The following is a 25593-nucleotide window of genomic DNA, read 5'->3' on the forward strand; positions in this document are numbered from 1 at the left end:
CCTTACTTGCCCCGCACGGGGCAGCACAGAGCCCGGCACACCCGACCGGGCCGCATGACAACCCAGGAGACACCATGAAACACGTTATCCCGCATATCGTGCTGGCAGCGCTATTGTCCGTCGCCGGCGTGGCCGCCGCGCAGGCACCCGTCAAGCTGCGCTTTGCCCATACCGTTCCGGAATCCGATTCGCAGCACCAGGCCGCGCTCGCCTTCAGCAAGAAGGTCAAGGAGCGCACCCAGGGCGGGGTCGAGATCCAGGTTTTCGCCAACAGCCAGCTCGGCAACGACACCACGCTGGTCACAGGCGTGCGCAGCGGCACCATCGACATCGGTGCTACCGGCAATCCCTTTGTCACCGGGCTGGCGCCGCGCCTGAACGTGCTGGACCTGCCCTACCAGTTCGAGGATGGTCCGTCGGCCTACAAGGTACTGGACGGCCCGGTCGGCCGCTCGCTGCTGGATGAGCTGGGCGCGCACCGCATCAAGGGCCTGGCCTTCTGGGAGATCGGCTTCCGCAGCCTCGGCAACAACAAGCGGCCGATCAACAAGGCCGAGGACATCCGCGGCCTGAAGATCCGCACCACGCCCAACCCGTCGCATATCAAGGCCTTCCAGCTGCTGGGCGCGAGCCCGCAGCCGATGCCGTTCGCCGAGGTTTTCGGCGCACTGGAATCCGGCGCGGTCGACGGCCAGGAGAACCCGCCCACGCTGATGGTGTCATCCAAGATGTACGAGGTGCAGAAGTACGTCTCGATGACGCGCCACGCCTATACCGCGCTGGTGGTGCTGATGAACAAGGCGAAATTCGATTCACTCAAGCCTGAGTACCAGAAGGTGCTGCTGGAAGAAGCCGCGGCCGCTGCCACCTACCAGCGCAAGCTCAATGCCGACAACGAAGCCGCCGCGATCGCTACGTTGCGCGCCAAGGGCGTGCAGGTCAACGAGCATCCCGACAACGCCGGCATCCGCAAGGTGGTGCGCGAGGAAACGCGCCAGCTGTTCGTGCAGAAGAACGGCGACGCCGTGCTGCGCGCCATGGACGCCCAGCGGTAGGAGAACCACGCCATGCCCGCCATGCCCACCGCCATCATCGATGCCCACCACCACCTGTGGCGGCTCGGCCCGGCGCGCCATCCCTGGCTGCAGGAAGGGTACGACCCTGCCGCCTTCTTTCTCGGCGACTACGCCACGCTGCGGCAGGACTTCGATCCGCGAGACTACCTGCGGCAGTGGGATGGGCTGCACCTGGCCGCCAGCGTGCATGTCGAAGCCGAACGGCACGCCGACGAGTCGGTGGCCGAGACCGCGTGGCTGCATCAGGTCCACGCTCGCCACGGCTTTCCCAATGCGGTGGTGGCGCATGCCGATTTCAACAGCGACACGCTGGCGGCGCAGCTGCGCGCGCACCAGGCCTTTCCTCTGGTGCGGGGCGTAAGGTGCAAGCCGCGCACCAGCCGCACCCCCGATGGCAGCGTGCGCGGGCAGCCCGGCACGCTGCAGGACCCGCGCTGGCTGGCCGGTCTGCAGCGGCTGGCCGAGCATGGCCTGGCGTGGGACCTGCGCGTGCCGTGGTGGCACCTTGAGGAAGCCGCGGAGGCGATCGCGGCCGTGCCGGGGCTCGCCGTGGTGGTCGAGCACACCGGCCTGCCATGGGACCGCTCGGAAGCGGGCCTGGCCGCCTGGCGTCGCGGACTTGCGGCGCTGGTCAGCCTGCCCAGCGTGCACCTGAAGCTGTCCGAGTTCGGCCTGCCCGGCACCGGGTGGGACCGCGCCGGCAATGTCGGCGTGATCCGCCAGGCGCTGGAGATCTTCGGCTGGCAGCGCTGCATGTTCGCCAGCAACCTGCCGGTCTCCGGCCTGCGCGCGTCGCTGCACGAAATCGTCAATACCGTGGCCGCCGGGCTGGAAGGCCTGCCCGACGCCGCCGCGCAAGCGGTGTGGCACGACAACGCCATGCGCTTTTACCGGATCGAGGCGCCCGCAGCCAGCCTGCGCTGACGCCCCCGTCCAACCAGGAGTTCCCAATCATGAACCGCATTACGCTCCGCCTGGCCCAGGGCGCCATGGTTGCCATGATGGCCACCATGATCGTGCTGGTCTTCGGCAACGTGGTCCTGCGCTACGTCTTCAATTCCGGCATTGCCTTCTCCGAAGAAGCCTCGCGCTTTGTCTTCATGTGGCTGACGCTGACCGGCGCGCTGCTGGTGATGCACGACAAGGCCCACCTCGGCATGTCCACCGTGGTCTCGCGCCTGGGCGAAAACGGCCAGCGCGCCTGCCGCCTGCTAGCCGATGCCGGCGCGCTGGGCTGCTGCCTGCTGCTGGCGCACGGCGCCTGGCAACTGGTAACGATCGGCATGGACGACCGTGCCCCCGTCACCGGCGTGCCGCTGGGCGTGGTCTATGCCTGCCTGCTGGTATGCAGCGTCGGCATGGCGGCGATGCTGCTGCACGGGTTGTGGCGGCTGGTCAGCGGCCGCATGCCGCAGCACGAACTGGTGCCGCAGTCCGGCGCCACCGGCGAATAAGCGCAAGGAATCCATCATGACCATCTTTGTCTTTGTCGGCTCGCTGCTGGGCGCGATGTCGCTCGGCATGCCCATCGCCTTTGCGCTGCTCGCTTCCGGTGTCGCGCTGATGCTGCACCTGGGCAATTTCGATACGCAGATCCTCGCGCAGAACATGCTGGAGGGCGTCAACAACTATCCGCTGATGGCGGTGCCGTTCTTCATGCTCGCCGGCGAGCTGATGAACGCCGGCGGGCTGTCGCAACGCATCGTGCGCGTGGCCGACGCGGCGGTCGGGCATGTGCGCGGCGGGCTGGGCTACGTGGCGATCATCGCGGCCACGGTGGTGGCCAGCATCTCCGGCTCGGCCGTTGCCGATACCGCCGCCGTCGCCGCGCTGCTGATCCCGATGATGCGCAACGCAGGCTACAACGTGCCGCGCGCCGCGGGGCTGATCGCCGCGGGCGGCATTATCGCGCCGGTGATCCCGCCGTCGATCGCCATCGTCGTGTTCGGCGTGGTGGCGCAGGTGTCGATCACCAAGCTGTTCCTGGCCGGCATCGCGCCCGGCGCCATGATGGCGCTGACGCTCGCCGTGACCTGGCACTTCTGCGCGCGCAAGGAGAAGCTGGCGTCGGTGGAGCCGTTCAGTGCGCGCCGCCTCGCCAAGGCCGCGCTCGATGGCGTGTGGGCGCTGGTGCTGCCGGTGGTGATCATCGGCGGCATGAAGATCGGCGCCTTCACGCCGACCGAGGCCGCCGTGGTGGCGGTGGTCTACGCCATCGTCGTCGGCCGCTTCGTCTACGGCGAGCTGAAGCTGCGTGCCCTGCCCGGGCTGATCGTCACCGCGGCCAAGACCTCCAGCACGGTGCTGTTCCTGGTGGCGTGCGCGCTGGTCTCGGCATGGCTGATCACCATCGCCAATATCCCGGCGCAGGTGACCGACCTGCTCGAGCCCTTCATCGACAACAAGATCCTGCTGATGTTCGTCATCATGATCCTGGTGATCGTGGTGGGCACCGCGCTCGACCTGATGCCGACGGTGCTGATCATGACGCCGATCCTGATGCCCGTGATCACCAAGGCCGGCATCGATCCGGTGTACTTCGGCGTGATGTTCGTGCTCAACAACGCCATCGGCCTGCTGACGCCGCCAGTCGGCACGGTCCTCAACGTGGTGGCCGGCACTTCGCGCTGCAGCCTGGACAGCGTGATCGGCGGGGTCTGGCCCTTCCTGCTGAGCCTGACAGCGCTGATGTTCCTGTTCGTGCTGTTCCCGCAGTTGATCCTCGTGCCGGCCGCGTGGCTGCACTGAGCCGCCACGCCGTTCCTTATCCACACAACACACCATGTCGTCCATCAACGAGATCGAGGACCTGCGCCGGCTCGCCCGGCAGCGCGTGCCGCGCATGTTCTATGAGTACGCCGACTCCGGTTCGTGGACCGAATCCACCTACCGCGCCAACCAGCATGCGTTCGGCCGCATCCTGCTGCGCCAGCGCGTGGCCGTGGATATCGGCGAGCGCCGCATTGCCACGCAGATGCTGGGCCAGGAGGTGGCCATGCCGGTGGCGATCGCCCCCACCGGGCTGGCCGGCATGCAGCATGCCGACGGCGAGATCCTGGCCGCCCGCGCCGCGCGCGATTTCGGGGTGCCGTTCACGCTGTCGACCGTCAGCATCTGCTCGATCGAAGACGTGGCCGAGGCCACCGGCGGGCATCCGTTCTGGTTCCAGCTCTACGTGATGCGCGACCGCGCCTTCGTCGAGCGGCTGATGGACCGCGCCCGCGCCGCCGGCTGCCCGGCGCTGGTGCTGACGCTGGACCTGCCGGTCAGCGCGCAGCGCCACAAGGACCTGCGCAACGGCCTGTCGGCGCCGCCGCGGCTGACGCCGTGGAACCTGCTCAACATGATGGGCAAGCCGCGCTGGTGCCTGGGCATGCTGGGCACGCGCCGGCGCACCTTCGGCAACATCATCGGGCATGTGCAGGGCGTCGACGACATGAGCTCGCTGGCCGACTGGTCCAGCCGCCAGTATGACCCGACGCTGAACTGGGACGACGTGGCATGGATCCGCCGCCGCTGGCCCGGCAAGCTGGTGCTCAAGGGCATCCAGGACGTCGCGGATGCGCGCCTGGCGTGCCAGTCGGGAGCGGATGCGCTGATCGTGTCGAACCACGGCGGGCGCCAGCTCGACGGCGCGCCGGCATCGATCCGCGCGCTGCCCGCCATCGCCGAGGCCGTGGGCGACCGCATCGAAGTCCATATGGACGGCGGCATCCGCTCCGGGCAGGACGTGCTCAAGGCGGTCGCGCTCGGCGCCAGGGGCGTCTATATCGGCCGCTCGATGCTGTATGGCCTGGGCGCCATGGGCCAGGCTGGCGTGACGCGCGCGCTGGAGATCATCCGCAAGGAACTGGATCTGACCATGGCCTTCTGCGGCCACACCGACATCCGCGCGGTCGGCAAGGACATCCTGCTGTCGCCACATCCGCCCGCTTCGTAATCCTCGTAGTCCGCTTGTCGTAGCCACAAACCCAACCACAAACAAACCCGTCAGGAGACAACCAATGATCTTTCGCACAACCCTGCGCGCCCGCCAGGCGCTCGCCATGCTCGCAGCCGGCACCGCCTTCGGCGCCGCCGCCCTGATGCCCGCGCCCGCCGCGGCGCAGCAGGCCCCGTCCGCCGAATGCAAGGCGGCACTGGACGCCCGCGCCCAGAACACCAACTATCCGCGCGACAGCGTGCCGCGCTACATCAAGACGCCCACCGGCTACCTGCTGGTGCTGCGCATGGGCGACAACGTCTTCGAGCAGATCGAAGCCTTCGCCATCTGCGAGAAGGTGCCAAGCGCCAGCCTGTCCGCCATCGGCTTCGCCAATGTCACATTCGGCTTCTGGGATGCGGGGAAGAAGCAGTTCAACCCGCGCACCTTCCGCAATGTCGAGATGGCCAGCATCGTCGGCAGCCTGGCATGGAAGGAAGGCAAACCCTCGATCCATGCGCATGGCGTTGCGGGAGACAGCAGCTTCGATACCTACGGCGGCCATATCCTGTCGATGGAAGTCGGCACGGGATCGCTGGAAGTGACGGTGACGACATATCCGCAGCAACTGGAACGCGGCATCGACCCGAAGATCGGCGCCAACGTGCTGGGATTGCGCGATAGCCACTAAGAGGAGACGGGATTGAGGGGTGGGCCGATGGCGGTCGGCCCCACCCCGTATAATGAGCCCCCGTTTCACCCCGACCTCATCCGCCACCATGCCGCAGTTCCCCGAATCCGCCCCGTTCCGCCCTGAACCGGACACCGGCTCCACGGATTCCACGCTGTCCGAGGGCCCGGACAGCCCCTGCATCGGCATCTGCTCGACGCTGTTCGATGAAATCTGCCAGGGCTGCGGCCGCACCGCGGCCGAGGTCAGCAACTGGGTGTTCTTCAGCGATGAAGAGAAGCAGGTGGTGTGGGAGCGCATCACCCGCGAAGGCACTGCCAAGCGGTTCCGGCAGGGCTGATACGCCTGGCGGCGGTCAGCCGCCCGCGAGCCGCTTTTCCATGTCTTCGACTTCGCGCCGTTCCAGGCGCTGCCGGGCCAGCTTGCGCCAGCTTTCCGCCAGCACGGTGAGGTCCGCCATCTGCGCAAGCGCTGTGTAGTCCAGCCGGTCGACATACAGCACCTGCAGCAGCCGCAGCAGTGGCCATTGCGGATGCGGGCGCGCCACCAGTGCAAGCGTATCGCCCGCCGCGACTTCACCCTCTTCGAGCACGCGGTAGTACCAGCCCGTGCGCAGGCTCTGCTGCACCGCGCGCGACATGCCCGGGGAGCCGAAGCGATGGTTGAGCTTGAAGCAAGGCTGGCGTGCCTGCGAGACCTCGACCAGTGCGGTGCCCAGGCGGAAGCGATCACCGATGCAAACCTCGGCCTCGGTCAGCCCTTGCGTGCTGAGATTCTCGCCGAAGGCGCCGGCCGCGTCGAGTACGCCGATCCCCGTTGCGCCCTGTGCGCCCAGTTGCTCGCGCCACGCCGGGTAATGGTCGAAGGCATAGTGGTGGATCGCCTTCTCGGGCCCGCCGTGATGGCGCGGATCGCCCTGCTCGTCGCCGGCCAGCCCCAGCGTGCCCACGCGCACGGGGGCGGCTGTGGCGTGCTTGTCGATGCCGCTGGGCACAGCCTTGGGTCCTAACGGGCGTACCTGCCCGACCAGCACCGCGTCGATGACGGCTTGCACAGGTGCGGCGGGCAGGCTCATAGCCCGGCGTCCTGCAGCCAGCGCGCGAACATGCGCTCGCCTGCCGCGGCCACGGTGGCGCCGACTTGCGCAGTGCGCGCGCGGATGATACGGGGGTCGATCCCGGCCTTGCCCAGCTCGACAGTATGGCCGATCAGCCAGGCCTCGATATCGCGCGGGATTACCTCCGGATGGAATTGCAGCGCCAGCACCTGGTTGCCAATCGCATAGGCCTGGTGCTGCACCGCGGCCGTGGAGGCCAGCAGTTGCGCGCCGGGCGGCAGGTCGAATGTATCGCCATGCCAGTGCAGCACTTGCCAGTTGGCGGCGGCCAGTTCGGCCAGCGCCGAGTCCTCGCCGGCTGGCGTGGGCATTATCGGCGCCCAGCCGATCTCGCGCGTGCCCGGGTAGACCCGCGAGCCGGCGGCACGCGCGATCAGCTGCGCGCCCAGGCAAACCCCGATCATCTTGCCGCCGGCAGCCAGGCGCTGGCGGATCAGGTCGATCTCGGCCTCCAGCCACGGATAGGCATCGGTCTCGTAGACGCCAATCGGGCCGCCGAGGATCAGCAGCAGGTCGGCCGGATCGTCTGCGATCGGCTGCAGGTCGTCGACGCCGGCCTGGAACACCCGCAGCGTATGGCCGCGCGCGCGCAACGCCTTGCCGATGACGCCGGCATGCTCGAAAGCAAGGTGCTGGATCACATGGGTGGTACGCGTGGCCATCAGGGGCTCCTGCCAGTCGAGAGGGGCCCTCATGGTAGCGTCAATAGCCACGCCCCATGATGACCATGGCAGGATATCGCCTATTTCCGAGGGATCCCGGCATCGCATGCCCCACGGTGCGTCATTTCGCCGCGGCCGGCTCCAGTACCAGCGTGTCCGCCTTGCCCTCCCCTTGCGTTGCCGCCACGGGCGGGATGGTCACGTACTCCACCGCCGCCCACTTGCCGGTCCAGTCCCGGTAACGCGGCAGCAGCGCATTGCCCGACTGCCCGGTGGAATCCATGAAGCGCGATCCCTGCAAGTCAGCCAGGTCATAGAGCGCACGTACGCTGGCGGCATGGGTATTCTCGAACGGCGCCTTGTCGTCGCGCAGGTTGTGGCGGCCGACATTGACCGTATACGTGTCACCGCCGGTCCGCACGCGCAGGTTGAACAGCGGCGACAGGTACGCGACCTTGCCGAACGCCTTGTGCTCGGAGCGGGCCGTATGCGCTTCGCCCCAGTGCCAGCGACTGGGATCGTCGCCATAGCGGCGCGACAGGTCCGCCATGGCCTGGGCCCAGGCATCGGCAATGGCGTCGTGGCAGCTTTCCGTCGGGCGCGTATGCGGGCGGTCGCACCAGAACGCGCCCAGCTTGCCCGGATCGCGCAGGATGTTCAGCATCGGCTGCTGCACGTTGCGCTGGTCCCACAGGCGGACAAAGATCGGCTCGCCTACCTTTTCCTCGAACAGCCGCCGCGACAGCTCGCGCAGCCACGCCGTGACCACCAGTGGCTCGGCGCGATCGGCGTCCATGGTGCCGTCCCACTTGCGCAGCGCGTCCAGCAGCGCGCGCTCGCGCCCCGGCCGAGCGGTGTCGTGGCTGACCGGCGCGGCCAGCAGCAGCGGCAAGGCATCGCGCACGGCCAGCGAGACCACGTCTTTCTGGATCGTAGCGAAACTGTCCAGCGTGTGTTTGGGCGTCGCCGACAGCAGCGCGTGGATCCGGTCATAGCGGTACGGCACCGTCCATTCGCTGGTGATGAAGTACGGATAGTCCGGCGGCACGATGCGCTGGTTAGCCGTCACGATCACGCCTTCCGGCGGGTTGTAGCGCTGCGGCAGCGATTCGAACGGGATAAAGCCAGCCCAGTCGTAGCGCGCATCCCAGCCCGGCGCGGGAGCCAGGCCCTTGAGGTCGTTGTCGGCGCGGCGCAGCGGCACCCGGCCCGGTGCAAAGAAGCCGATATTGCCGTCGACATCGGCATAGACGATGTTCTGCTGTGGCGAGTGGAAGTCGCGCAACGCGGCGGTAAAGCTGGCCCAGTCGCGCGCCTCGTTCATCTTGAGGCCGGCCAGGAAGGTGCGGTCGTCCGGGCGCAGCGCCGTCCACTGGAACGCCACCACGTAGTGCGCGCCGAGCGGGCCGGCCGCCGCGGCCAGCGGCTCGGCCACATCGGAGACCACCGGCCCGTGGCGGGTGCCGCGGACCTTCAGCGTCACGTCCGGGGCGCCCTTGACGCGGATGGTCTCGGTACGGGTCTCGAACGCGGCCCAGCCGTCCGGGGTCTGGTACTGGGATTCGTTGCCGGGCCGCAGCCGCTCGATAAACAGGTCTTGCACGTCCGGCGCGGTATTGGTCAGTCCCCACGCGATGCGGTCGTTATGCCCGAGCACCACCACCGGGATGCCGGGCAGCGTGGCGCCGGCCACGTCCAGCCCCGGCGCCGTCATGCGCGCGAAGTACCACAGCGCCGGCGCCTGCAAACCCAGGTGCGGGTCGTTGGCCAGCATCGGCTTGCCCGACTGCGTATGGGTGCCGGACACGACCCAGTTGTTCGAGCCCATGCCTTCGACATAACCCGGCGGGGCCTTGTCGCCGACGCTGGCCATGGCATTCGCCAGCGGCGCCAGTTGCTGGTACAGGTGGCCGTAGTCCATGGTGCGCACCGGCTGCTCGCCCGGATACGGCGCCAGCAGTTCGCTGATGCGGGCCACCGGCAGCACCTGCGCCAGGCGCATGCGCAGCGTCTCCTGGACCCAGTTGCCGCCCAGGTCCCAGGCCATCATGGTTTGCCAGCCCAGCGTATCGACCGGCTCCCAATGCTCGGGCTGCGCGCGCAGCAGCAGGAACTCGGGCGGCAGCGGGCCCTTGCGGTGATCGATCCAGGCGTTCACGCCGTCGGCATAGGCCTGCAGCGCGGCGCGCGTCTCGGGCGGGGTCTGGGCGAGGATGGCCTCGGCGTTGCGCCGCACGCCCAGCGTGCGCAGGAACCTGTCGTTATCGAGCGCGGACGGGCCCAGGATCTCGGCCAGCCGGCCGGCCACCACGCGCTTGTTCATCTGCATCTGCCACAGCCGGTCCTGCGCGTGCACATAGCCCAGCGCAAACCAGGCGTCTGCCTTGCTGGCGGCGCGGATATGCGGCACGCCGTGGCTGTCGCGCACGATCGTCACCTTGTCGCGCAAACCCGGCAGGGCCTCGGTTCCTGACGCAGGCGGCTGCGCCGCATGGCGATACCAGACCAGCGCCCCCCCGGCACCGGCCACCGCCACCACCAGCAGCACTGCCAACAGCCTGGCCAGCCGACCGAACCAACGCATCGTTGCTCCCCTTTTATCCTTGTTGTTGTGTTGTCAGCGTTGCTGCAGCAGCGCGATTATCCGCGCGAAAAAATGCCCGGACCAGCCGGGCATTTCCCAAGCTTCACAGAAACCCATAAGCCGTCAGGCCGCCGGCTTCTTCAACTGCAGCGACTTGTACTCGAGGAACTCTTCGAGCCCGTACTTGCCCGCCTCGCGCCCGTTGCCCGACTGCTTGTAGCCGCCGAACGGCGCCTGCATGTTGAACGGGCCGCCGTTGATATCGACCTGGCCGGTGCGGATGCGGCGCGCCACGCGGATGGCGCGCGCCTCGTCGCCAGACCACACGCCACCGCCCAGCCCGTAGATGCTGTCATTGGCAATGCGCACCGCATCTTCCTCGCTGTCATAGCAGATGATCGACAGCACCGGCCCGAAGATCTCTTCCTGCGCCACCGTCGCACGCGGCTCCACGTTGCCGAGCACGGTCGGCTTGACGAAGAAACCCTTGTCCAGCCCCTCCGGGGTCTCCGGGCCGCCTGCCACCAGTTCCGCACCCTCTTCCAGGCCGCGGCGGATATAGCTGGTCACGCGGTCCTTCTGCACCGCGGAGATCAGCGGGCCCAGCTTGCTGGTTTCCTGCAGCGGGTCGCCCACGGTAAAGCCTGCGACCACCTTCTGCGCGATCGCCTTCACTTCTTCATAGCGGGCGCGCGGCACCAGCATGCGGGTATGTGCCGAGCAGGTCTGGCCGGAGTTCAGGAAGCAGGCATTGATGGTGCCCTTGACCGCCGACGGCAGGTCGGCATCGTCCAGGATCACCGAGGCCGACTTGCCGCCCAGTTCCAGCGCCACGCGCTTGACCGTCTGCGCGGCCAGCTCGGACACGCGCTTGCCGGCGCGGGTGGAACCGGTGAACGACACCATATCGACTTCCGGATGGCTGGCCAGCACCTCTCCCACCACCGGCCCGTAGCCGGCCACCAGGTTGAACACGCCCGGCGGCAGGCCGGCAGCTTCGATCACCTCGGCCAGCACGAAGGCATTGAGCGGCGCCACTTCAGAGGGCTTGAGCACCACGGTGCAGCCCGCGGCCAGCGCCGGGGCCACTTTCAGCGTGATCTGGTTGAGCGGGAAATTCCACGGCGTAATGGCCGCCACCACACCCACCGGCTCGCGCACCACCAGCGAGTTGCCGACTTCCTCCTCGAAGCGGAAACCGTCCAGCAGCTTGGCGGCCTGGCCCCAGTTATAGACCGGGCCGCCCACCTGGATCGCGCGCGCCAGCTTGATCGGCATGCCGACTTCGCCGGCAATGATTTGGGCAAGCTCTTCGCTGCGGTCCTTCAGCCCTTCGGCGATCTTGGCGATATAGCCGGCGCGCACCGCCGGCGGCGTGGCCGACCAGCTGTCAAAGGCGGCACGGGCGGCTTGGATGGCGTCCTCGGCGTCGCGCGGCGAGCCTTCCGGGATGGTGCCCATCACCGCCTCGGTGGCGGAGTGGATGACGTCGATCTTGCCGTTGCCGTGGGGCGTGACCCACTTGCCGTTAATAAAGAATTTGTCTCGTTGTTGCATGGCCACAGTTCTCGGTTTGTTGAATTGGCGATTGCAATTTTTTGTTACTTTTATGGTGCACGCACATTGTAGAGCGGAATCGGGGCTATGTTTTTTGCCCCCGCCGGAACCGGCGCAAACCCGCTCTGCATAAGGTGGCGATAATCGGCCGCACCCTCTGACGGGATGCTCGCACGGACGGCCGGCAAAACAGGGGAGCGAGACATGGTCGATCCGATCTACCGCAAGACGGAGGCGGGGCAGGACGAGATCAAAACGCGCGCGCGCAAGCTGGACCACAAGCTGCGCGCACTGCTGCTGATGGTCAACGGGGAACGGCGCGGGCAGGCGTTGCTGGCGCAGGTGGCGGGCATGGGCGTCGGGCCCGATGCGATGGACGAACTGCTGCTACAGGGCCTGGTCGAGGCAGTGCCGGAGCCGGCACACGTTGCGCCGGCGGCGATGCATGCGCCGGTCCGCACTGCAGCGTCCACGGCCGACACCAACCTCTTCTCCGTGTATGCCATGCGGCACGCGCCGGCGGACGAAGCTACCGGAAGTGCCGATGCGCAGCAATCCGCCCCAGCACACTCGGCCTCGGAAATCGAGGCCTTCCAGCGTATCTATCACTTCTATACCGATGTCATCGGCCAGCATCTCGGCCTGCGCGGCTACATGCTGCAAGTGAAGGTCGAGAAGGCGACGGACCTGCCCGCGCTGCTGGCACTGCGCGAGCCGCTGCACGCTGCGCTGCTCAAGGCCAAGGGCGAGATCACCGCGCACGCGATCACCGGCCAGCTCGACCTGATCGCAGAAGTCATTGCCGCCGGCTGAGCGGCCCTCGCAAGCGCACCCAAAGCAAAAAGCCGCCCGGAGGCGAAGGGTCGAATGTGTGGCTATGGACAAGACCCTCCATGCCGAGCGGATCTCAGCCAGTGGGAGCAAGGTGACCTACACCGAATCCATTGATGACTTGCCGAATGGCACATGCATCGAGCTCGCCAATGAGTGGTTCCTGGTGTGGGGTGATCAGCTGCTGCGCTGGTCCTTTGACAGGTACCAGGATGCGCAAGCCAGACCGAAGGGACTGCAAGTGACCGTTCTCACGCCACGCTCGACAGTAGCGGTGCTGCGAGCCGGATATGTGCCTGAGTTGCATCCGACGGCAGAGCTTGGGCTGTGACAAACAAGAGGAAGCAGCATGCAAACCGTTGCGGTTCTGGATTTTGAGACGACCGGACTGTCGCCGAGTCAAGGTGACCGAGCCACGGAAATTGCTGTCATTCTCTTGCGTGACGGGCAAATCGTCGACCGCTATCAAAGCTTGATGAACGCTGGAAGACGCATCCCCTCTCACGTCGTGAACTTGACCGGGATCACTAACGAGATGATTGCATCGGCACCCGCCGCATCTAGGGTGATGCGTGAGGCGGCCCAGTTCGTTGGTGGTCATCCAGTGGTGGCTCACAACGCCGGCTTCGACCGAAGGTTTTGGGAAGCTGAGCTTGCGATCCTGGGCATTACAGCCAATCAGTCTTTTGCATGTACGATGCTCGCCTCAAGGCGTATCTACCCGCACGCCCACAATCACAGGTTGTCGACACTGGTGGATATGCTGCGATTGCCCAAGTCCGGGCGAGCACACCGGGCCATGGCCGACGCTGAGATGACCAGTCACCTGTGGCACCGGCTGCAATATGATATCGCTCAGACTTACGGTCTGAGTCGGGTCGATTACAACCTCATCGCCCGAGTACAGACCACAAGCAGCGCTAGAGTTCCGGCGCTCCTGCGCTCGCTAGCTTTAACCCGTGTGCCCGCTGCAAAGCCTTCTTAGCAGCAGCGAGTGGTTCGGCGCCCATATCTACGTTCCGAACCAGTTCGATCACGATTGACTTGCCTTCACGAAGGGCGATGCCGAGGTCCTTGTGAATCTGACGGAACCCCTTTCCGTTCCGAGCAGGACGACCGACCCGCATCCGCCTCAGGTTGTCGTCATAGTTACCAAATGGGCCAATGGCACCGTCCCGGCTCATCCCGAACGTAGATGATCTGCATCTCTGAGTTGACACCGTCTGCCACTCCGATCTGAAACAGCAGCGGAAGCGATGGATCCACGGACCCGGCACGCAGTTCGAAGCCGAGACTGCTGTATTTTCTCTCTGTCATGAGGCAGTAATGTCCTTGCCTAGAAGTAATAAGTGATGGCATTACCGGCCTCGGAGACGAGCTTGCGGCGGAACATATCGTTAATCAGCAACGTCAACTCGGCCTTCGGCAGCTTGTTGCCGAACAGGGTACTGACATGCTTTGTTAGCGTGTCCCTCTTTCGGGGCCGCTTGCTCTTCTGCAGCTTAGAGAGATTCGCCTTCACACGATCAAGCTCGGCGCTGGAGGGAGGCGACGCTTTTGGTACTGGTCGCTGGGACTGCCCGGTTGGAGTGGCAGGAGTCCCGTGGATCTCCCCGACAGCAGCAACCCGTTTGCAGGGCACGCCGAGTGAGCCGATGTGCTTGACCAGCGGGTCATAGCCCGTGTCCTTGGCCAGGATTACGAACTCGCTGGCTTCCCGACGCTCAAGGACCCGGCCAATATGGAATGCAATGTGGAAGTCCAGAGCGTTCTTACCCGAGCCCGAGACCCGATGCCACTGGACCCGTGACCCCAGATCCTGCAACCGGGTCGTCAGATCAAGCGAAGCGCTCTTCTGATTTGCGCCGCAGAAGATGGCGATCCGGTAGTCCGGCGGGATGAGTTGAACGTCGATTGTCTGGACATTCTCGAAATCCACCAGCAACAGCGGCTGCGTCATGTGACCCCTGCTTGTTCTTTTCCTTGTTCGGACGATTCTAGCCGATGCCGCTATGAAGGTGCCGAGGATTACCAGAGCGCCCCAGTGGAAGGCGGTGGACCGGGGCATGGTCAATGGTGCGAGGCAGGTGTTCTGGCCCAAAGTTCCCGACAGACCTGTGCTGGCGACTGTCCCAAGCGTCCTCCACTTGGGTACAATCAGGGCACATCAGGAATGGGACAACTCCCGTTCGCCCTTCGCTGCGAAATGCACCAAGGAACAAAAAAGGCCACCCGAAGGCAGCCCTAATTGTTTTCTGAGCAATCGGCGGAATCGGGCGTTCAGCCGTCGATACCCTGCGACTGCAGGTACTCGTCATACGTACCCAGGTAGTCGGTCAACGTACCGTCGGTACGGATTTCGATCACGCGCGTAGCCAGCCCGGTGACGAACTCACGGTCGTGCGAGACGAAGATCAGCGTGCCCGGGAACTTGTCCAGCGCGATCTGCAGCGATTCGATCGACTCCATGTCCATGTGGTTGGTCGGCTCGTCCATGGCCAGCACGTTGTGGCGGCCCAGCATCAGCTTGCCCCAGATCATGCGGCCCTTCTCGCCACCGGACAGCACCTTGACCGACTTCTTGATGTCGTCGGCCGAGAACAGCAGCCGGCCCAGCGTGCCGCGCAGCGAGGTCTCGTCGTCGCCGGCCTGCGTCCACTGGCTCATCCAGTCCATCAGGACGCTGTTGTCGGTGAATTCCTCATAGGTGTCCTGCGGCATGTAACCGACGTTGGCGTTCTCGGCCCACTTGACCGTGCCGCGGTCGACTTCCACGCCGCGCTGCACCCCGGTCTGCACCGCGCCGTTGAGCAGGCTGCGCAGCAGCGTGGTCTTGCCCGCGCCGTTCTCGCCAATGATCGCCACGCGCTCGCCGGCCTGGATCGCCAGCGACAGGCCGTTGATGATCTTGCGGTCGTAGGTCTTGGTGATGTTTTCCACCTCGACCGCGAGGTTGTGCAGCTTCTTCTCGAACTCGAAGCGGATAAACGGGTTCTGGCGCGACGACGGCTTGATGTCCTCGACCTTGATCTTCTCGATCTGCTTCGCGCGCGAGGTGGCCTGGCGCGCCTTGGACTTGTTGGCCGAGAAGCGGCGCACGAAGTCCTGCAGCTCGCTGATGCGCTCCTTGGCGCGCGCGTTGGCGGCCACCTGGCGCTCGCGGGCCTGCATCGACGCTTCCATGTAGTCGTCGTAGTTGCCCGGGTAGACCTTGAGCGTGCCGTAATCCATGTCGGCCATGTGGGTGCAGACCGAGTTCAGGAAGTGGCGATCGTGGGAAATGATGATCATGGTGGAATTGCGCTCGTTGAGCACCGTTTCCAGCCAGCGGATCGTGTTGATGTCCAGGTTGTTGGTCGGTTCGTCCAGCAGCAGCACGTCCGGGTTCGAGAACAGTGCCTGCGCCAGCAGCACGCGCAGCTTCCAGCCCGGGGCGACGTCGCTCATCGTGCCCTGGTGCTGGCTGGTGGGGATGCCCACGCCCAGCAGCAGCTCGCCGGCGCGCGACTCGGCGGTGTAGCCGTCGTACTCGGCGTACTTGGCCTCCAGGTCGGCGGCCTTCATGTAGTCTTCGTCGGTCGCTTCCGGGTTGGCGTAGATGGCGTCGCGCTCCTGCGCCGCGGCCCACATCTCGGTGTGGCCCATCATCACCACGTCCAGCACGCGCATGTCTTCATAGGCAAACTGGTCCTGGCGCAGCTTGCCCAGGCGGATTCCCGGCTCCAGCATGACGTTGCCCGACGACGGCTCGAGGTCGCTGCCGAGGATCTTCATGAAGGTGGACTTGCCGCAGCCGTTCGCGCCGATCAGGCCGTAGCGGTTGCCCTCGCCGAACTTGACCGAGATATTCTCGAACAACGGCTTGGGGCCGAACTGCATGGTGATGTTTGCGGTAGAAAGCACGTCTGGAACCTTGTCTGGAGAATGTGGCGCCGCGGCACTGGCCACGTCGCGCAGGTTTTTTGCACCGGGGGTGCACCCCATGCCGTTCAGGGGCCGGCCTTGCCACGGAGGCATCGCGCCGGCCGGAGCATTCCGCGGCCATGGCTGGCGATGCGGCACCGGCCGCGCCCGGTTCTTGAGAGAACCCGGCAGGAAGTCAGGAAATAACCGGGCATTCTACCATCCTGATGCAATCCTTGCACCCCGATGGCAGCCTGGAGGGCTGGCCTGCGCGCGCCGGCGCTCAGGCCAGCGACGGCAGCACCGGATAGCCGGAAAACGCCATCGAGAACCCGTCTGCACGTGCGGCCACCCGCACCTGGGCACCAACCGGCAGCGTCAGCTTGCGCGCGCAGTGCCCGAAAGGCAGCCCGGTTAGCACCGGCACCGGCAGCTGCTCGCGCAGGTACGCCACCACGGCGTCCATGTCATAGCCGTTGTCGTAGTCAGTAACGCGGTAGTTGGAAAAATCGCCCAGCACGATGGCGCGCTGCGTGCCCAGCACGCCAGCCTGCTGCAGCTGGACCAGCATGCGTTCAACCCGGTAAGGCGGCTCGTTGATGTCTTCCAGGAACAGCACCCCACCCTCGACCCGCGGCATGAACGGCGTGCCCAGCAGACTGCACAGCATGGCCAGGTTGCCGCCCCACAGCGTGCCGGCCACCTCGCCGCTGAAGGCCTGGCCGCCGGACTGGGGCGCCGCTACGTCGACCTGGTAGGCCGGATCGCGCAGGATGCCCTCGAAATGCTCCCACATATACGGATCGACACTGTCCGCGCCAAAGTCCGCCAGCAGCATGGGGCCGGAAAAGGTGACGCCGCCGGTCGCTGCCAGGTAAGCCAACTGGAATGCAGTGAAGTCGCTGTGGCCGACGATGGGCGTGGCGCTGGCGCGCGCCTGTTCGGCGATGCGTGCAAAGTCCACTTGCGCCAGCAGCCGCGCGATGCCGTAGCCGCCGCGCACCGCCAGCGTCAGCTCATGCGGCACGCCGGTGCCGATGGCGTGCAGGTCGGCCAGCCGCTCCGCGTCGGTGCCGCCGAAGCGCAGGTAGCGCCGGGCCAGCACATCCGGGTTGGTGGTGTGGTAGCCATGCTGCTTGAGCCAGGCAACGCCGCGCGCGGCGATGGCAACGTCGTGCGGATACCCGGACGAGGCGATCAGTCGGACTTCGGTATGCGGCGGCCTGTTGTTCGGCGTACTCATGCGTCGGTGGCGTTGTTCTGGTCGGGATGGGTTGGGCAGGCGCAGCCCGCTTCAGTTCCGGCATTGCGTGCCGCCTTCTGGGCGCGGCGCCGGGCGCCGAAGAAATCCTTCAGCATCTGCCCGCAGGGTTCGGCCAGCACGCCGCCGGTGATGGTGGTCTGGTGGTTGAGCTGCGCCTGCTCGAACAGGTTGACCACGCTGCCGGCGGCGCCGGTCTTGGGATCGGTGGCACCAAAGACTACGTGGCGCAGCCGCGCGTGCAGGATCGCGCCGCTGCACATCGCGCACGGTTCCAGCGTCACGTACAGCTCGCATTCGGGCATGCGGTAGTTGCCGATCACCTGCGCGGCGGCGCGCAGCGCCTGCATCTCGGCATGCGCGGACGGGTCGACCGAGCGGATCGGCAGGTTGTGGCCGCGCGCGATGATGGTGTCGTTCCAGACCACCACCGCGCCCACCGGTACTTCACCGGCGGCTTCGGCCAGGCGGGCTTCTTCCAGGGCGGCGCGCATGTAGTGCGCGTCGCGCGCGGCCGCCTCGGCGGGATCGTCGGGCAACGCGGGCAGCGCGCGCATGGGCAGCGGCGGCGTCTCTGGCATCGTCCCCGCTCAGTCCTGTGCCGGCAGCACCGCCGGCGCGCTCACCTCGGCCCAGCAGTTGGGGGTCTCGAACAGCACCAGCCTGGTGAGCTGCAGGTGGTGGCCGAAGCAGTCCTTGAACACCGGCGCCAGGATGTCGAAGGCGACCTGGGCCAGGTTCTCGACCGTCGGGATCGCGTCCAGCACCACGGTCTTGTGCCCTTCCATCGATTGCAGGAAGTTCAGCAGCGCGGTGTCGCCGCGATAGATCAGGAAGGCGTGGTCCCACTTGTTGACCAGGTGCTCGTTGGCGAGCGCCTTGATGTCGCCGAAGTCCAGGATCATGCCGTCATCCGACGCGCCCTCGCGATGCAGGACTTCGCCCGACAGCGTCAGGTCCAGCCGATAGCGGTGGCCGTGGATGTTGCGGCACTGGCCGCAGTGGTTCGGGATGCGGTGGCCGGAATCGAATTCCAGCCGGCGAGTGATGGAAACTTGTTTGCTCATGGATAGCGGCGCCGTACTGGCCGCCTGCGTTGGTGCGGACGCCGCGCGTGCGTCCGAAGCCTGTATTGTGTACGTTTTGCCGCCCTGGGGCGACCCTGCCAGTGGATATGCCCCGCGCTATGCGGGGCTCAGCGGATGCCCAGCAGCTTGTGCGTCTGCAGCGACAGCCGCCAGCGCGGATGGCGCTGGCAGAAGTCCACCGCGGCGGCGGTATTTTCCCTCTGCAGCGGGCCGTCCATGGGCTGTACCAGGAAATGGCGGAAATCAAGCTGCTCGTATGCGGCAAAGTCCTGGCCGGCCTGCGGGATCACGACCTTGAGCTCGTCGCCACGCCTGACCACCAGCTCCGAGCCCATCTTCGGGCTCACGCAGACCCAGTCGATGCCGGGCGGCACGACCATGGTGCCGTTGGTCTCGATGGCGATCTCGAAGCCCTGCGCGTGCAGCGCGTCGATCAGCGGCGCATCGAGCTGCAGCAGCGGCTCGCCGCCCGTGCACACCACCAGCGGCTTGCCACCCATGCCCTGCGGCCATTCCGAGGCGACCACCGCGGCCAGTTCCTCCGCACTGCGGTACTTGCCGCCGCGCGTGCCATCGGTGCCGACGAAATCCGTATCGCAGAACTGGCACACCGCGCTGGCGCGATCTTCTTCGCGGCCGCTCCACAGGTTGCAGCCGGCAAAGCGGCAGAACACCGCGGCGCGGCCGGCGTTGGCGCCTTCGCCCTGCAGCGTATAGAAGATTTCCTTGACGGCGTAAGTCATGCGTGGGGGTCTCTCTCGGACCGTTCTGGACCGTAAACGAGCAATCGGCAGCCTTCGGGCTGGCCGGGGGGTCAGTAAGTGTTAGGCAAGGCCGGGTGCCAGAAATCAAGAATCTGAGCTTGGGCTCCTGGAGCGGACCGCCTGGGCGGTGCCGCATCGCTGGCAGCGCGGGGCGGTGTGCACCGGGTTTCCCGTGCAGGCTCCGGGCACTGCCGGAGGAACCGCCTGTGGCCTGTCGCAGGCTGCGTCCGGCCGGTCCGGACGTAACGTAAGTATACCAGAGGGGTCAGGGTTTTCGCTTAGCCGGCACCGGCGCGCGGCCCGCCTCCCCAGCCAGGTTGGCGGCCAGGAAATCCAGGAAGCAGCCGATCCGCGCCGACAGCTGCGTGTTGAGGTAATACACCGCGTGGATCGATTGCCGCACCTCCACGGTCTGCTCCACCAGCACCTGCACCAGGTCGCCGGCGCGCCGGTCGGCCTCGGTCATGAAATCCGCCAGGCACACCAGCCCCTGGCCGGCCAGCGCGAGGTGGCGCAGGGTCTCGCCGCTGGAGGCGGCCAGATGCGGCCGGATCGGCAATTCCGAGCCTTCTTCGGTCCGCAAGGGCCAGCGGTTGAGCCCTTCCGGCTGTGTGAAGCCCAGCAGCGAGTGCCCCGCCAGGTCGGCCACGCTGCGCGGCCGGCCGCGCGCCTTCAGGTAGGCCGGGCTGGCCAGCACCCGCAGGCGCGAGGTGCCGAGTGCACGCGCGTGCAGCGTGGAATCGCGCAGCGCGCCGATGCGGATGGCAACGTCGGTGCGGTGCTCGATCAGGTCGATGATCTGGTCGTTGGTGTTCAGTTCCAGCTCGATGTCGGGATAAAGCCGCCGGAATTCGCCAACCAGCGGCACCACCGCGTGCAGCATAAAGGGCGAAGCCGCGTTGACGCGCAGCTTGCCCGCCGGGCGCTGGCGGCGCAGCGCCATCTGCTCCTCGGCCAGGTCGGCGGCGGCCAGGATGCCGCGCGCGTGCGCCAGCATCGCGGCGCCCTCTTCCGTCAGTTCCAGCCGGCGCGTGGTCCGGCGCAACAGCGTGGTTTCCAGCTTGTCTTCGAGCCGGCTCAGCGCCCGGCTGATGCCGGACACGGTCTGGCCGAGCTGCTCGGCGGCGGCCGTGATCGAACCGGTATCGACCACGGCAACGAAGGCGGCGAGTTCTTCGAGCGTCAGCTTCATTCTTGAATTCTAGTCAAATATCTTCTGCAGATCACCCGGTTTTTCTGCAAAAGCATCCGAGGCACACTCCGCTCATTCCCTCATTCCCCAAAGCGGAGGCGCCCCATGCCCATTGCCTTGTTCGCGCTGACCATCAGCGCCTTTGCCATCGGCACGACCGAGTTCGTGATCGTTGGCCTGATTCCCACCATTGCCGCCGACCTGAATGTCTCGCTGCCCTCGGCGGGGCTGCTGGTCAGCCTGTACGCGCTCGGCGTGGCCATCGGCGCACCCGTGCTGACTGCCCTGACCGGCCGCCTGCCGCGCAAGCTGCTGTTGCTGTCGCTGATGGCGCTGTTCACGCTCGGCAACCTGCTGGCGTGGAAGGCGCCCGGCTATGAATCGCTGGTGCTGGCGCGCGTGCTGACCGGCCTGGCGCATGGCGTGTTCTTCTCGATCGGCTCGACCATCGCCACCGGCCTGGTGCCGCGCGAGAAGGCGGCGAGCGCCATCGCCATCATGTTCACCGGCCTGACCGTGGCGCTGGTGACCGGCGTGCCGTTGGGCACGTTTATCGGCCAGCACTTCGGCTGGCGCGAGACCTTCCTGGCCGTGTCGGCGCTGGGCATGGTCGCCTTTGTCGGCAGCCTGCTGTTCGTGCCGCGCTCGATTGCCCATACGCCGCCGGCCTCGCTGCTGCAGCAGGCCCGCGTGCTGGCCGAGCCGCGCCTGCTGCTGGTCTACGCTAAGACCGCGATCGGCTACGGCGGCTCGTTTATCCCGTTCACTTTCCTCGCCCCGATCCTGCAGGACGTGTCCGGCTTTGACGCCGGCGCGGTCGGCCTGGTGATGCTGGTATATGGTGTTTCGGTCGCCGCGGGCAATATCTGGGGTGGCCGCCTGGCCGACCGCCACGGCCCGATCCCGGCGCTGAAGCTGGTATTCCTGCTGCTGGCCGTGGTGCTGTTCGTACTGACCTTCACCGCGCCGCACCGCTGGCTGGTAGTGGCAACCGTGCTGGCCTGGGGCGCCGTGGCATTCGGCAACGTGCCGGGCCTGCAGGTCTACGTGGTCAAGCAGGCCGAGCGCTTTACGCCTGACGCCGTGGACGTGGCCTCGGGGCTGAATATCGCGGCCTTCAACCTGGGCATTGCCGGCGCTGCCTGGGCCGGCGGGTTGATCGTGACCCACCTGGGCCTGATGCAGACGCCGTGGATCGGCGCGCTGGTGGTCCTGGTGGCGCTGGCCCTCACCGAACTGAGCGGCCGCCTGGACCGCGCCGCGGGCTTCGATGCCCGCAGTGGCGGCATGCCGGCCGGCGCCATGACGCACTGAGCCTCACCCTGTACTGAAACTTCCCGAACACACCCTGCAAGCTAAGGAGAACACCATGCAGATTCCCGCCATCGGCCTCGGCACTTTCCGACTCAAGGGCCAGCAGGTCATCGATTCCGTGCGCACCGGCCTGGAACTGGGCTACCACCATATCGACACCGCCCAGATCTATGACAACGAGGCCGACGTCGGCCAGGCCATCGCCGCCAGCGGCGTGCCGCGCAAGGAGCTCTTTGTCACCACCAAGATCTGGACCGAAGCGCTCGCCCGCGACAAGCTGCGCGCCAGCCTGGAGACCAGCCTGGAAAAGCTGCGCCTGGACCAGGTCGACCTGACGCTGATCCACTGGCCCTCGCCCGGCGATGCGATCCCGGTGCAGGAATACATGGAGGCGCTGGTCGAAGCGCGTGCCGCGGGCCTGACGCGCGCGATCGGCGTGTCGAACTTCACCATCGCGCATCTGCAACAGGCCATCGACGCGGTCGGCGCCGACCAGATCGCCACGCAGCAGGTCGAGATGCACCCGTTCCTGCAGAACCGCAAGCTGGCCGACTTCACGCGTTCGCAGGGCATCCACATCACCGCCTACATGCCGCTGGCCTATGGCAAGGTGATGCAGGACCCGGTGCTGCAGCGAATTGCGCAGGCCCACGATGCGTCGCCCGCGCAGGTGGCGCTGGCCTGGCTGCTGCAGCAGGGCTATGCGGTGATCCCGTCGTCGACGAAGCGCGCCAACCTGGAAGGCAACCTGGCGGCGGCGTCGCTGCGCCTGTCTGAAGAAGAGATGGCAGCCATTGCCGGGCTGGACCGCGGCGAGCGGTTGGCCAACCCGGACTTTGCGCCGGAGTGGGACTGAACGCAGGGGACTGAACGCCGTCCCACGATGCAACGAGCCGGGCCTTGCGCCCGGCTTTTTCTTACTTGAGCCCCAGGAAGTCGCGCTTGCCGATCTGCACACCCTTGTGGCGCAGGATGTCGTAGGCGGTGGTCACGTGGAAATAGAAGTTGGGCAACGCAAAGCCCAGCAGGTAGGACTTGCCGTCGAACGTTATCGGCCCCTGGCGCAGCTTCAGCTCGATCGCGCGCTGCTCGCTGCCTTCCAACTGCTCAGGCGTGATCTGCTCCAGGAATACGATGGTGCGGGCAATGCGGTCCTGCAGTTCGGTAAAGGTGGTTTCCGTATCGGCGAACGACGGCACCTCGATGCCCGCCAGGCGCGCGGCGCAGCCCTTGGCGGCGTCGCTGGCGCGCTGCACCTGTGCCGGCAGCGCATCCATGTCGGCGATCAGCCGGGTCTGGATCAGGTCGGCCGGGTCCATGCCCTGCGCCTGGGCGTGGGCGGCGCCCTTGTCCAGGATCGCGGCGAGGTTGCCGAGCGCGCGGATAAACACGGGGATCGAAACGTCGTACATCGAGAGTGCCATGGGGGTCTCCTGTGCAGGTCTTGGCTGGGTTTTTCGTTGTTGTCGCGGCCGTCGGGCCGTACCGCTGCCGCGAGCATAGACCGGATCGGAAATTGCTGCCGGATTACCCCTGGGCGCATGCGTCATGTGGCGCTGCATCTCGCAGCACCTCCCCGACCGATGTGAGGAAACGACGCCCTGCCAGCGGCAACGGGACCAGGCTGGAATGGGTCGCCCAGATCTCCAGCCCCACTTCCGGCGACACCGTGCGTACTGCCAGGGCCGGGCGCATCGCGGGCGTCACGCTCCACGCATCCACCAGCGCCGGACCCAACCCTTGCTGCACGAACGCGCAGGCGGTGACCGAGGAATGTACTTCAATGGCGGGCGCGCAATGCACGGCCCGCTCTCCGAAAAATCTGGCCACGGCCCGTCCCAGCGGCGTGCCTTGCGGATACCCGATCCATGCCGTGCCGGCGAAATCTTCCGGCGTCAGCACCGCGCGCCCGGCAAGCGGATGGTCCTGCGGCAGGATGCACACGAGAGGCTGGCGGCCCAGCCGCGTCGACGCCACCGAGGCATGTCCGGCCGGCACCATCGACACGCCGACATCGGCCCTGCCGCTCAGGAAACAGCCGACCAGTTCATCGAAGGTGACACTGCGGTAGTCGATGCGCGTGGGCACGCCACCGGCGCGCAGATGCGCCAGCGCGCGCGGGACAAGCTGTTGCGCGAACGCCGCGCTGGCCACCACGCGCAAGGTGCCGGCGCCCTCGCGGCGCAGCGCGGTGGCAAGGGCATTGACCCGGCGCACGCCGCCATAGACCTGTTCGACTTCAGCGTGAAGGCGACGCGCCTCAGGCGTCGGCAGCAACTTGCCGCGCGCCCGCTCGAACAACGGATAGCCGAGCCGGCTTTCGGTCAGCGCCAGCACGCGGCTGACCGCGGGCTGCGACACATGCAGCATCCTCCCCGCACCACTGACCGAGCCGGCCTGCATGATGGCCTGGAACACCTCGATCTGGCGCAGGTTCAGCGGCCTGCCGCAGCGCGCAGCGTCGCTTTCTGCCTCTGGTTCGCCTTCGCGCGCGCGTGCGTCGGATCGCCCCTGCTCTCTCATGCCAAGCCTCCGAAGAATCTCCACATCGATAACGCTCGATTATGGCCTCAGCACAGGATTCGATGACGGGATTGCGAGGGCCCGATGCTAGTCTGGCTCGCATCTCACGCACTTGAGGAGTCAGCATGCTTCGCACGTTAGCCATCGGGTTTGCCACATCCGTCATCGCCATCGCCACGCCCTGTGCAGCCGCACCGTCGCAGCCCTGGACCGACAAGCCGGTGACCTTCGTCGTGCCGTCCGCGGCCGGCGGCTCGCCCGACGTGTTGTCGCGCCTGGTGGTCAACCAGGCCTCGCGCGAGAGCGGCGTCACCATGGTGATCGACAACCGGCCCGGGGCCGCCGGCAACCTCGGCATCGCGGCGATCCGCCGCGGCGCGCCGGACGGCACCACCATCGGCTTCGGCAATATCAACACGCTGGCGGTCAACCGCTCGCTGTTCCGCAAGTTGCCCTACGACGTCGACCGCGACCTGGTGCCGGTGATCCACCTGTTCAGCCTGTACAACGTGCTGATCGTGCCGGTCAACTCGCCGCTGCACAGCGTGCAGGATCTGGTCGCCCGCGCGCATGCGCAGCCGGGGCGGCTGTCGTATGGCGCCTCGGGCGTCGGCACGACCGGCCATATGGGCGGCGAGCTGTTCAAGTCGATGGTCAAGGCCGATATCGCCTTCATTCCTTACAACGGCGGCCCCGCCGCGTTGCAGGACCTGATGGGCGGGCGGCTCGACTTCATGTTCAGCAATACCTCCGAAGCGATGCCGCTGATCCGCGGCGGCAAGGTGCGCGCGCTCGCGGTCAGCAGCCTGAAGCGCCTGGCGTTGTTGCCAGAGGTACCGACCTTAGACGAATCCGGGCTCAAGGGCTATGAGACGGTGGCATGGGGTGGCGTGGTGGCGCCACGCGGCACGCCGGCGGCGGTGGTCGACAAGATCAACGCAGCACTGCAAGGCGCGCTGCAGGCGCCGGACGTGCGCAAGGGCCTGGCGGCGCTCGGCGCCGAGCCGGCCGGCGGCACGCCCGCGCAGTTCCGGCACCTGATCGATGCCGAAACCGCGAAATGGCGCGAGCTGATCGCCACGGCCCATATCGACAAGCTGGACTGAGC

Annotated in this window: 26 protein-coding genes; 13 read left to right on the forward strand and 13 right to left on the reverse strand. The window is 66.7% G+C overall.

Annotated features, from left to right (window positions below):
- Window positions 1–74 precede the first annotated feature (74 nt).
- The 7 genes from AC10V3_RS10920 (at window position 75) to AC10V3_RS10950 (ending at window position 6029) form a co-directional block, all read left to right on the forward strand.
- Window positions 75–1055: a DctP family TRAP transporter solute-binding subunit gene (locus AC10V3_RS10920; RefSeq protein WP_022535272.1), complete on the forward strand. Its 981-nt coding sequence runs from the start codon at window positions 75–77 to the stop codon at window positions 1053–1055.
- Between the two features lie 12 nt (window positions 1056–1067).
- Window positions 1068–2000, forward strand: coding sequence for an amidohydrolase family protein (locus AC10V3_RS10925; protein ID WP_454751989.1), 933 nt, complete (start codon window positions 1068–1070; stop codon window positions 1998–2000).
- A 29-nt stretch (window positions 2001–2029) separates the two neighbouring features.
- On the forward strand, window positions 2030–2530 hold the full coding sequence (locus tag AC10V3_RS10930) for a TRAP transporter small permease (RefSeq protein ID WP_022535274.1): 501 nt from the start codon (window positions 2030–2032) through the stop codon (window positions 2528–2530).
- A 16-nt stretch (window positions 2531–2546) separates the two neighbouring features.
- On the forward strand, window positions 2547–3824 hold the full coding sequence (locus AC10V3_RS10935) for a TRAP transporter large permease (RefSeq protein WP_490922210.1): 1278 nt from the start codon (window positions 2547–2549) through the stop codon (window positions 3822–3824).
- A gap of 34 nt (window positions 3825–3858) precedes the next feature.
- The gene (locus AC10V3_RS10940; RefSeq protein ID WP_022535276.1) at window positions 3859–5016 is read left to right on the forward strand and encodes an alpha-hydroxy acid oxidase; all 1158 of its coding nucleotides are present in this window, start codon (window positions 3859–3861) and stop codon (window positions 5014–5016) included.
- A 64-nt stretch (window positions 5017–5080) separates the two neighbouring features.
- Window positions 5081–5689, forward strand: a complete 609-nt coding sequence (locus AC10V3_RS10945; protein ID WP_022535277.1) for a PPC domain-containing DNA-binding protein — start codon at window positions 5081–5083, stop codon at window positions 5687–5689.
- 88 nt (window positions 5690–5777) lie between these two features.
- A complete protein-coding gene (locus AC10V3_RS10950) occupies window positions 5778–6029 on the forward strand; it encodes a DUF1289 domain-containing protein (RefSeq protein ID WP_022535278.1) in 252 nt (83 codons plus the stop codon).
- A gap of 15 nt (window positions 6030–6044) precedes the next feature.
- On the opposite strand, the gene AC10V3_RS10955 is transcribed toward AC10V3_RS10950, so the two are convergent.
- The 4 genes from AC10V3_RS10955 to AC10V3_RS10970 all read right to left on the reverse strand — a co-directional run bounded on the left by AC10V3_RS10955 (window position 6045) and on the right by AC10V3_RS10970 (window position 11609).
- Window positions 6045–6764: an MOSC domain-containing protein gene (locus tag AC10V3_RS10955; RefSeq protein WP_022535279.1), complete on the reverse strand. Its 720-nt coding sequence runs from the start codon at window positions 6762–6764 to the stop codon at window positions 6045–6047.
- Window positions 6761–7468, reverse strand: a complete 708-nt coding sequence (locus AC10V3_RS10960; protein WP_022535280.1) for a glutamine amidotransferase — start codon at window positions 7466–7468, stop codon at window positions 6761–6763. The genes AC10V3_RS10955 and AC10V3_RS10960 overlap by 4 nt, the downstream gene beginning before the upstream one ends.
- Window positions 7469–7589: 121 nt before the next feature.
- The gene (locus AC10V3_RS10965; RefSeq protein ID WP_022535281.1) at window positions 7590–10052 is read right to left on the reverse strand and encodes a penicillin acylase family protein; all 2463 of its coding nucleotides are present in this window, start codon (window positions 10050–10052) and stop codon (window positions 7590–7592) included.
- A gap of 123 nt (window positions 10053–10175) precedes the next feature.
- Window positions 10176–11609: an aldehyde dehydrogenase family protein gene (locus AC10V3_RS10970; protein ID WP_349607366.1), complete on the reverse strand. Its 1434-nt coding sequence runs from the start codon at window positions 11607–11609 to the stop codon at window positions 10176–10178.
- Window positions 11610–11813: 204 nt separating this feature from the next.
- Between AC10V3_RS10970 and AC10V3_RS10975 the strand changes: the two genes are divergently transcribed.
- From AC10V3_RS10975 to AC10V3_RS10985, 3 genes are all read left to right on the forward strand, one after another.
- Entirely contained in the window at window positions 11814–12422 is a 609-nt protein-coding gene (locus AC10V3_RS10975) for a hypothetical protein (RefSeq protein WP_349607364.1), read from the forward strand.
- A gap of 64 nt (window positions 12423–12486) precedes the next feature.
- On the forward strand, window positions 12487–12771 hold the full coding sequence (locus tag AC10V3_RS10980; RefSeq protein WP_490922213.1) for a hypothetical protein: 285 nt from the start codon (window positions 12487–12489) through the stop codon (window positions 12769–12771).
- 18 nt (window positions 12772–12789) lie between these two features.
- The gene (locus tag AC10V3_RS10985; RefSeq protein WP_349607360.1) at window positions 12790–13425 is read left to right on the forward strand and encodes a 3'-5' exonuclease; all 636 of its coding nucleotides are present in this window, start codon (window positions 12790–12792) and stop codon (window positions 13423–13425) included.
- 351 nt (window positions 13426–13776) lie between these two features.
- Here AC10V3_RS10985 and AC10V3_RS10990 read toward each other — a convergent pair whose 3' ends face one another.
- From AC10V3_RS10990 to AC10V3_RS11020, 7 genes are all read right to left on the reverse strand, one after another.
- Window positions 13777–14400, reverse strand: a complete 624-nt coding sequence (locus AC10V3_RS10990; RefSeq protein WP_349607358.1) for a PIN domain-containing protein — start codon at window positions 14398–14400, stop codon at window positions 13777–13779.
- 320 nt (window positions 14401–14720) lie between these two features.
- Window positions 14721–16343: an ABC-F family ATPase gene (locus AC10V3_RS10995; RefSeq protein WP_022535284.1), complete on the reverse strand. Its 1623-nt coding sequence runs from the start codon at window positions 16341–16343 to the stop codon at window positions 14721–14723.
- Between the two features lie 283 nt (window positions 16344–16626).
- Window positions 16627–17586: a muramoyltetrapeptide carboxypeptidase gene (gene ldcA, locus AC10V3_RS11000; protein ID WP_022535285.1), complete on the reverse strand. Its 960-nt coding sequence runs from the start codon at window positions 17584–17586 to the stop codon at window positions 16627–16629.
- A complete protein-coding gene (gene tadA, locus AC10V3_RS11005; protein WP_022535286.1) occupies window positions 17583–18185 on the reverse strand; it encodes a tRNA adenosine(34) deaminase TadA in 603 nt (200 codons plus the stop codon). Before tadA ends, ldcA begins: the two co-directional genes overlap by 4 nt.
- Before the next feature lie 9 nt (window positions 18186–18194).
- A complete protein-coding gene (locus AC10V3_RS11010; protein WP_010809539.1) occupies window positions 18195–18671 on the reverse strand; it encodes a 6-pyruvoyl trahydropterin synthase family protein in 477 nt (158 codons plus the stop codon).
- Window positions 18672–18799: 128 nt separating this feature from the next.
- On the reverse strand, window positions 18800–19435 hold the full coding sequence (gene queE / locus AC10V3_RS11015; protein ID WP_022535287.1) for a 7-carboxy-7-deazaguanine synthase: 636 nt from the start codon (window positions 19433–19435) through the stop codon (window positions 18800–18802).
- 286 nt (window positions 19436–19721) lie between these two features.
- Window positions 19722–20648 carry a LysR family transcriptional regulator gene (locus tag AC10V3_RS11020; RefSeq protein WP_022535288.1) on the reverse strand — a complete coding sequence of 309 codons (927 nt, stop codon included), beginning with the start codon at window positions 20646–20648 and terminating at the stop codon, window positions 19722–19724.
- 105 nt (window positions 20649–20753) lie between these two features.
- Between AC10V3_RS11020 and AC10V3_RS11025 the strand changes: the two genes are divergently transcribed.
- Both AC10V3_RS11025 and dkgB read left to right on the forward strand, forming a co-directional pair.
- Entirely contained in the window at window positions 20754–21962 is a 1209-nt protein-coding gene (locus AC10V3_RS11025; protein ID WP_022535289.1) for an MFS transporter, read from the forward strand.
- A 55-nt stretch (window positions 21963–22017) separates the two neighbouring features.
- Window positions 22018–22818: a 2,5-didehydrogluconate reductase DkgB gene (gene dkgB, locus AC10V3_RS11030; protein WP_490922215.1), complete on the forward strand. Its 801-nt coding sequence runs from the start codon at window positions 22018–22020 to the stop codon at window positions 22816–22818.
- A 61-nt stretch (window positions 22819–22879) separates the two neighbouring features.
- Here dkgB and AC10V3_RS11035 read toward each other — a convergent pair whose 3' ends face one another.
- A complete protein-coding gene (locus tag AC10V3_RS11035; RefSeq protein ID WP_022535291.1) occupies window positions 22880–23386 on the reverse strand; it encodes a DUF1993 domain-containing protein in 507 nt (168 codons plus the stop codon).
- A 103-nt stretch (window positions 23387–23489) separates the two neighbouring features.
- The gene (locus tag AC10V3_RS11040; protein WP_490922216.1) at window positions 23490–24485 is read right to left on the reverse strand and encodes a LysR substrate-binding domain-containing protein; all 996 of its coding nucleotides are present in this window, start codon (window positions 24483–24485) and stop codon (window positions 23490–23492) included.
- 125 nt (window positions 24486–24610) lie between these two features.
- On the opposite strand from AC10V3_RS11040, the gene AC10V3_RS11045 reads away from it, so the two are divergent.
- Window positions 24611–25591 carry a Bug family tripartite tricarboxylate transporter substrate binding protein gene (locus AC10V3_RS11045; RefSeq protein WP_022535293.1) on the forward strand — a complete coding sequence of 327 codons (981 nt, stop codon included), beginning with the start codon at window positions 24611–24613 and terminating at the stop codon, window positions 25589–25591.
- The last annotated feature ends 2 nt before the right edge of the window (window positions 25592–25593 follow it).

It is taken from the genome of Cupriavidus sp. PB-02, from assembly GCF_058252315.1.

Excerpts from the sequence above, each read along its gene's own strand:
- AC10V3_RS10920 (WP_022535272.1), top strand. The coding sequence starts at position 75 with ATGAAACACGTTATCCCGCATATCGTGCTGGCAGCGCTATTGTCCGTC.
- AC10V3_RS10925 (WP_454751989.1), top strand. The coding sequence starts at position 1,068 with ATGCCCGCCATGCCCACCGCCATCATCGATGCCCACCACCACCTGTGG.
- AC10V3_RS10930 (WP_022535274.1), top strand. The coding sequence starts at position 2,030 with ATGAACCGCATTACGCTCCGCCTGGCCCAGGGCGCCATGGTTGCCATG.
- AC10V3_RS10935 (WP_490922210.1), top strand. The coding sequence starts at position 2,547 with ATGACCATCTTTGTCTTTGTCGGCTCGCTGCTGGGCGCGATGTCGCTC.
- AC10V3_RS10940 (WP_022535276.1), top strand. The coding sequence starts at position 3,859 with ATGTCGTCCATCAACGAGATCGAGGACCTGCGCCGGCTCGCCCGGCAG.
- AC10V3_RS10945 (WP_022535277.1), top strand. The coding sequence starts at position 5,081 with ATGATCTTTCGCACAACCCTGCGCGCCCGCCAGGCGCTCGCCATGCTC.
- AC10V3_RS10950 (WP_022535278.1), top strand. The coding sequence starts at position 5,778 with ATGCCGCAGTTCCCCGAATCCGCCCCGTTCCGCCCTGAACCGGACACC.
- AC10V3_RS10955 (WP_022535279.1), bottom strand. The coding sequence starts at position 6,764 with ATGAGCCTGCCCGCCGCACCTGTGCAAGCCGTCATCGACGCGGTGCTG.
- AC10V3_RS10960 (WP_022535280.1), bottom strand. The coding sequence starts at position 7,468 with ATGGCCACGCGTACCACCCATGTGATCCAGCACCTTGCTTTCGAGCAT.
- AC10V3_RS10965 (WP_022535281.1), bottom strand. The coding sequence starts at position 10,052 with ATGCGTTGGTTCGGTCGGCTGGCCAGGCTGTTGGCAGTGCTGCTGGTG.
- AC10V3_RS10970 (WP_349607366.1), bottom strand. The coding sequence starts at position 11,609 with ATGCAACAACGAGACAAATTCTTTATTAACGGCAAGTGGGTCACGCCC.
- AC10V3_RS10975 (WP_349607364.1), top strand. The coding sequence starts at position 11,814 with ATGGTCGATCCGATCTACCGCAAGACGGAGGCGGGGCAGGACGAGATC.
- AC10V3_RS10980 (WP_490922213.1), top strand. The coding sequence starts at position 12,487 with ATGGACAAGACCCTCCATGCCGAGCGGATCTCAGCCAGTGGGAGCAAG.
- AC10V3_RS10985 (WP_349607360.1), top strand. The coding sequence starts at position 12,790 with ATGCAAACCGTTGCGGTTCTGGATTTTGAGACGACCGGACTGTCGCCG.
- AC10V3_RS10990 (WP_349607358.1), bottom strand. The coding sequence starts at position 14,400 with ATGACGCAGCCGCTGTTGCTGGTGGATTTCGAGAATGTCCAGACAATC.
- ldcA (WP_022535285.1), bottom strand. The coding sequence starts at position 17,586 with ATGAGTACGCCGAACAACAGGCCGCCGCATACCGAAGTCCGACTGATC.
- tadA (WP_022535286.1), bottom strand. The coding sequence starts at position 18,185 with ATGCCAGAGACGCCGCCGCTGCCCATGCGCGCGCTGCCCGCGTTGCCC.
- AC10V3_RS11010 (WP_010809539.1), bottom strand. The coding sequence starts at position 18,671 with ATGAGCAAACAAGTTTCCATCACTCGCCGGCTGGAATTCGATTCCGGC.
- queE (WP_022535287.1), bottom strand. The coding sequence starts at position 19,435 with ATGACTTACGCCGTCAAGGAAATCTTCTATACGCTGCAGGGCGAAGGC.
- AC10V3_RS11020 (WP_022535288.1), bottom strand. The coding sequence starts at position 20,648 with ATGAAGCTGACGCTCGAAGAACTCGCCGCCTTCGTTGCCGTGGTCGAT.
- AC10V3_RS11025 (WP_022535289.1), top strand. The coding sequence starts at position 20,754 with ATGCCCATTGCCTTGTTCGCGCTGACCATCAGCGCCTTTGCCATCGGC.
- dkgB (WP_490922215.1), top strand. The coding sequence starts at position 22,018 with ATGCAGATTCCCGCCATCGGCCTCGGCACTTTCCGACTCAAGGGCCAG.
- AC10V3_RS11035 (WP_022535291.1), bottom strand. The coding sequence starts at position 23,386 with ATGGCACTCTCGATGTACGACGTTTCGATCCCCGTGTTTATCCGCGCG.
- AC10V3_RS11040 (WP_490922216.1), bottom strand. The coding sequence starts at position 24,485 with ATGAGAGAGCAGGGGCGATCCGACGCACGCGCGCGCGAAGGCGAACCA.
- AC10V3_RS11045 (WP_022535293.1), top strand. The coding sequence starts at position 24,611 with ATGCTTCGCACGTTAGCCATCGGGTTTGCCACATCCGTCATCGCCATC.